We start from the raw sequence: 5,574 nt of genomic DNA on the forward strand, positions 1-5,574 counted from the left end.
ACGGGTAAGCGCTGGGCGTACCTCGCCGTTGTTCTCGACCTGTTCGCAAGAAAACCAGTGGGCTGGGCCATGTCGTTCTCGCCGGACAGCAGGCTCACCATGAAAGCGCTGGAAATGGCATGGGAAACCCGTGGTAAGCCCGGCGGGGTGATGTTCCACAGCGATCAGGGCAGTCATTATACGAGCAGGCAGTTCCGGCAGTTATTGTGGCGATACCAGATCAGACAGAGTATGAGCCGGCGCGGAAACTGCTGGGATAACAGCCCAATGGAACGCTTCTTCAGGAGTCTGAAGAACGAATGGATGCCGGTGGTGGGTTACGTAAGCTTCAGCGAGGCAGCTCACGCCATAACGGACTATATCGTTGGATATTACAGCGCACTAAGACCGCACGAATATAACGGTGGGTTACCCCCAAACGAATCGGAAAATCGATACTGGAAAAACTCTAACGCGGTGGCCAGTTTTTGTTGACCACTTCAAGAGAAAAGAACCGATGAAGGTGGCCAGTACATTTTGTGTGGTGACGTCTTCAACAACTAAACGCGTAGCTCTGGGAGTCACATTAGTAGTGGCTGAACCGTAGGCTGTGACCATGATACTCAGCGAAAATGTGGTCACTGCCAGCATACTCGATGCCAGTATGTTCAGAATGTTATCGACTGCTTCCGCACCAACCTTCACGGAAACCGACTCAGGTATCATTGATTTAAAAAGAATTGATAAAAGGGCCGTTATTATCGCGACAATTGCGAATAACGTTGCCCTGAACCATAGTTTTTTAATTGTCTGCTTCAGCATCCATTTCCAGCGTGAAATCATTCTGCATTCCCTCATATTGCGGCCGAGATAATAATTGCCGCCCCCAGGACGGCATGTTGCTATTAACGAACCAGGTGCAGGAAGTGCAGGTGTTTTTCGTACTGGTCCAGTATGTCATTAATCAGCTGTTCCTGGTTCCAGCCCATCACATCATAATTTTGACCGCCTTCTTTGAGATAAACCTCAGCGCGATAATATCGATGTTGTTCAGTCTGCTGCTCATCATTATCCATTGCGGCGAGCGCGAAGGTCGGTGAGATATACCCGCGAAGCCTCACTTCATATATAAAATTCAGCTCGTTGCCCAAATCGACTTCAAGACGAATACGATCGTCGACTGCATCACTAATGTGGCTTATCGTCCCCTGCTTGTTCAGTTCCTCCTGAACCAGCGTCATGGCGGGCTGGATAACGTCGTCCATAAAACGTTTCACAAGAGATCGCTTCGGCAGATACGCGATATTGCGTAACCTTCTCTGCCAAGGAATTGGGTTACGTGCAGCCGTAGGAGCAATTGTCGCCATGCTCAGGCTTTCACGCTTGGTCAAATCCCGGCGCAAAGCTTTTAAAAGTCCGTATATGGATATTAGTAAGATCACTGAGAAGGGCAATGCACTCGCTATTGTCACCGTTTGCAGCGCACTTAGCCCTCCGGCAAGGAGAAGCGCAATTGCAACAATGCCCATGAGCGAGGCCCAGAATATTCGCTGCCAGACGGGTGTGTTTGCCACTCCACCTGATGCCAGAGTATCCACAACCATTGCCCCCGAATCAGCAGACGTTACAAAGAAGACGATGACCATCGCCATTGCAATGAATGACAGCACAGAAGAGAACGGGAAATGCTCCAGGAAATTAAACAGGGCCAGCGACACATCCTGCTGAACAGTATTGGCGAGGTCTGTGGCCCCCTGGTTCATAATGAGATAGATCGCGCTGTTACCAAACACCGTCATCCACATTAGCGTAAAACCCGCGGGAACAAACAGCACGCCGGTGACAAACTCGCGAATGGTTCGCCCGCGGGAGACCCGTGCGATGAACATCCCCACAAACGGCGACCATGAAAGCCACCATCCCCAGTACAGTAATGTCCAGCCCCCCAGCCAGTTGCTCGACTTGGGCTCATACGCGTAAAGGTTGAACGTTTTACTCACCAGTTCCGAAAGATAACCGCCCGTATTTTCCACAAATGACTTCAGCAGAAGCACGGTTGGTCCCAGACACAGGACCAGCGCCAGGAGCAACAAAGCCAGACCCAGATTGAGTTCAGACAGGATACGTATTCCCTTATCCAGACCGGACACCACTGAAATCGTCGCTAACCCCGTGATGACCACGATCAGAATTACCTGCACCGTTTCATTGATGGGCACCCCGAAAAGATGGTTCAAACCGGCATTCACCTGCAAAACACCGTAACCCAGTGATGTCGCAACGCCAAAGACCGTGCCTATAACAGCGAAAATATCAACCGCATGTCCTACAGGTCCGTATATGCGATCGCCAATAATGGGATAGAGTGCGGAGCGCAGAGTTAAAGGCAGACCGTGACGGTAACTGAAGAACGCCAGAATCAGCGCCACAATGGCATAAATTGCCCATGCGTGCAGTCCCCAGTGGAAAAAGGTCAGACGCATTGCTTCCTTGGCTGCCGCAACGGTTTCTGGAGTGCCAACGGGTGGCGAAAGATAATGCATTACAGGTTCGGCAACGCCAAAGAACATCAGGCCGATCCCCATCCCTGCCGAAAAAAGCATCGCAAACCAGGAGTGGTAGCTGAAATCAGGCTGCGCATGGTCCGGGCCCAGCTTGATATCACCGTAGCGTGAGAGTCCAAGGAACGTGACACTCAGTAAAATCAGGGCCACAGCAAGGATGTAGAACCAGCTGGCATTCGTGAAGATTTGTTGCTGAAGTAGTTTAAAATTTTTGTCGGCGACATCCGGGAATACGGCGGCAAAGGCGACAAGAAGGAAAATTAGCAAAGCAGATGTAAAGAATACCGCTTTGTTAATCTGACTTGTAGACTTCTTTGGGATTGTATCATTTTCACTCATAATCATTTATTCCATTAATTAAATTCGCACTGGATAGAAGGTACTACCTCCCACAAAGTAGCAAAGTTCAACTGGCTATGCGGCGTTAATCGGAATGCATGGTGGAATGTTGAGGTGTACTGGCAATAGCGGACACTACCATTTGTTCTTTTTTTAAGCAGCCATCTGATGATATTTTTCCCTGAAGGCTGCCGGGGAGATATTCCCCAGACGAGAGTGACGACGCTGACGATTGTAGAAAATCTCAATGTATTCCCGTATTACTGAGATGGCTTCATCCCGGTTATTAAAACGATAGTGGCTCAGGCTCTCATTTTTCAGCGTTCCCCAGAAGCTTTCCATCGGAGCGTTGTCGTAACAGTTACCTTTACGCGACATTGATGTTTTCAGACCAAACTGCTCCTGTATGACCCGGTAATCGTATGCGCAGTACTGTGAACCTCGATCAGAGTGGTGGATTAGCCCGGCAGGTGGGCGCTGGCTCCTGAGCGCCATAAACAGGGCTTTACCTGTCAGCTCTTTTGTCATGCGCTCTCCCATGGCGTAGCCGACAATTTCGCACGTATAAACATCTTTGATGCCAGCGAGGTACAACCATCCCTCCTGTGTGGCAACATACGTCAGGTCCGCCACCCAGACCTGATTTGGTGCTGTAGGAGCGAACGTCTGGTTCAGCAGATTTGGCGCAACTGGCAGATTGTGGTTCGAGTTCGTAGTCGCTCTGAACTTGCGTTTCTGCTTACAGCGTAGCCTTAGCTCCTTACGAAGACGTGCCAGTCGGTCACGACCAACGATGATGCCATTCTCTGCCAGCTCCGTCTGGAGCCGCCGGGTTCCATATGTTTCGCGAGTGCGGATATGTGCCACCTTAATCTCCAGTTTTAGCCGCTCATCACTTTGTTTTCTGTCTGAGGGTTCATGCTGTACCCAGTTGTAATAACCGCTCCTGGATACACCAAATACCTGACACATCGCTTCAATGGGAAATTGTTGTCGCCATTGTTCGATTAACGCGTATTTTTCAGCGACTCCTGTGCAAAATACGCTGTTGTAGATTCAATCTGTCAATGCAACACCCCTTTCAATTATCTCTTTCGGTGTTTTGAACTTCAGTGTCTTTCTCGGTCTGTTGTTTAGCTGAGCAGCAACCAGATCTAGTTCATGTTGAGTATATTGGGCAAGACATGTCTTTTTAGGAAAGTACTGCCGAATTAGCCCATTTGTGTTCTCATTTGTTCCCCGCTGCCAAGGACTCTGAGGATCGCAGAAGTAAACTTTAACGCCGGTGCTGACAGTAAATTCTAGATGTCTGGCCAGTTCCATTCCTCTGTCCCATGTCAGTGATTTTCTGAGTTCTGACGGTAAACTCAGGAATTTGTCGGTAAGAGCCTGATTTACTGAGACAGAATCTTTGCCCCTGAGTCTAAGGATGATCGTATAACGTGATTTTCGGTCTACAAGTGTGGCTATATGAGAGTTTTTTGTACCTGAGACTAAATCGCCCTCCCAATGCCCTAGAGAGCGTCTGTTATCGATATTTCGGGAACGTTCGTGAATTGGTGTTCCGTTCACTATGTTAATCGTACCTCTTTCGCCTTTGCGGGTATGACGCCTGCCATGGCGAAGGCTATGCGACCGTCGCAGATGCTGTATATTCAGGTGGTGTAGCGCTTCACGGCTACGAAAGTACAGCGTTTTATAAATTGTCTCAGGTGATATTCGCAGCGTTTTTTGACGTGGTTTTGTTCGCCTTAACCATCCTGATATTTGCTCTGGAGACCATTTCATCTCCAGCTTTTCCAGAACAAGCTTTCGCAATGGTAAATTTTGATCCAGTAAGCACGGTTTTGGCCTTTTCGCCATTCTGTTGGCTCGGTTATTAGCATCAACAGCTTTGTAATAGCGTCTGCCCCGATTACGCTGAACTTCACGTGAGATCGTCGAAGGACTGCGATTCAGCGCAGTAGCTATCGCACGAATGCTCATTTTGGCTGACAAACCAGCTCGTATCTCCTCGCGCTCAGACAGTGTCAGGTGAGCTACAGCCCGCTTACGCTCATGGGGTTTTATGCCGCCAGTATCCCTTAACATAGTGAAGATCGTTCCGGGTTTTGAACCCAGGATATTCGCTATTTCACTGAAGCCTGTTCCGTTCTTCCATAGTTCAAAAACAGAGGCTTTTTCCTCTGCTGTAAATGTTCGTCTCATTCAAAAAACCTCCGCAACCCCATGTTTTCACATAACTGTTGCGTTGACCAATTGAAGCTACAGTTGCTTTTTTTAATATATCTCGCTCAAGGCGAGCTTCATTTAACGCCTTACGCAGTTGCAGAATTTCAGATTCCAGTTCAGCCACCGTGCGGGAACCAGGAGTACCGAGCCCTTTTCTGGCGGCGGTAACCCATTGTCCTAAAGTGCCTTCAGGAAGAGATAATCGGGAAGCGCCTTCACTGATCGAAAGTTGATTTTCAAGAACCGTTCTGACAGCTTCGGCTTTGAACTTTTTAGAGTAACGTTGGGTTTTTCTGCTCATTATTAGCTCCTTCTGATGCCATTCTATTTCAGGAAGGAGTGTCCGTTAAACTCAGGCTACCTCAGGAAAAACCGTCCTGAAAAACCAGACGGCAGACGGGCTGTATTACGCAGTCAGGTACTTGAGCTACATGGCATCAGCCACGGTTCGGCCGGAGCA

At 48.9% G+C, this 5,574-nt stretch carries 3 protein-coding genes and 3 pseudogenes; 1 reads left to right on the forward strand and 5 read right to left on the reverse strand.

What is annotated here, in order from left to right; translation table 11 throughout:
* On the forward strand, nt 1-474 hold a 474-nt coding region (locus G434_RS06935; RefSeq protein ID WP_001623575.1), incomplete at its 5' end, for an IS3 family transposase.
* 9 nt (nt 475-483) lie between these two features.
* On the opposite strand, the pseudogene G434_RS28120 reads toward G434_RS06935, so the two are convergent.
* From G434_RS28120 to G434_RS06915, 5 genes and pseudogenes are all read right to left on the reverse strand, one after another.
* Nucleotides 484-822 (reverse strand): annotated as a pseudogene (locus G434_RS28120) (DUF2254 family protein); the annotation flags it as partial.
* A 62-nt stretch (nt 823-884) separates the two neighbouring features.
* Entirely contained in the window at nt 885-2,882 is a 1,998-nt protein-coding gene (locus G434_RS06930) for a BCCT family transporter (RefSeq protein WP_001293436.1), read from the reverse strand.
* 153 nt (nt 2,883-3,035) lie between these two features.
* A pseudogene (locus G434_RS06925) lies at nt 3,036-3,932 on the reverse strand (IS3-like element IS600 family transposase); the annotation flags it as partial.
* Nucleotides 3,933-3,938: 6 nt separating this feature from the next.
* Nucleotides 3,939-5,090, reverse strand: coding sequence for an IS30-like element IS30 family transposase (locus G434_RS06920; protein ID WP_001254932.1), 1,152 nt, complete (start codon nt 5,088-5,090; stop codon nt 3,939-3,941).
* Between the two features lie 19 nt (nt 5,091-5,109).
* Nucleotides 5,110-5,415, reverse strand: a pseudogene (locus G434_RS06915) (transposase); the annotation flags it as partial.
* Nucleotides 5,416-5,574: the final 159 nt, after the last annotated feature.

This window comes from Escherichia sp. KTE172, assembly GCF_000408845.1.
GTDB lineage: Bacteria > Pseudomonadota > Gammaproteobacteria > Enterobacterales > Enterobacteriaceae > Escherichia > Escherichia coli.

Excerpts from the sequence above, each read along its gene's own strand:
- G434_RS06930 (WP_001293436.1), bottom strand. The coding sequence starts at position 2,882 with ATGAGTGAAAATGATACAATCCCAAAGAAGTCTACAAGTCAGATTAAC.
- G434_RS06920 (WP_001254932.1), bottom strand. The coding sequence starts at position 5,090 with ATGAGACGAACATTTACAGCAGAGGAAAAAGCCTCTGTTTTTGAACTA.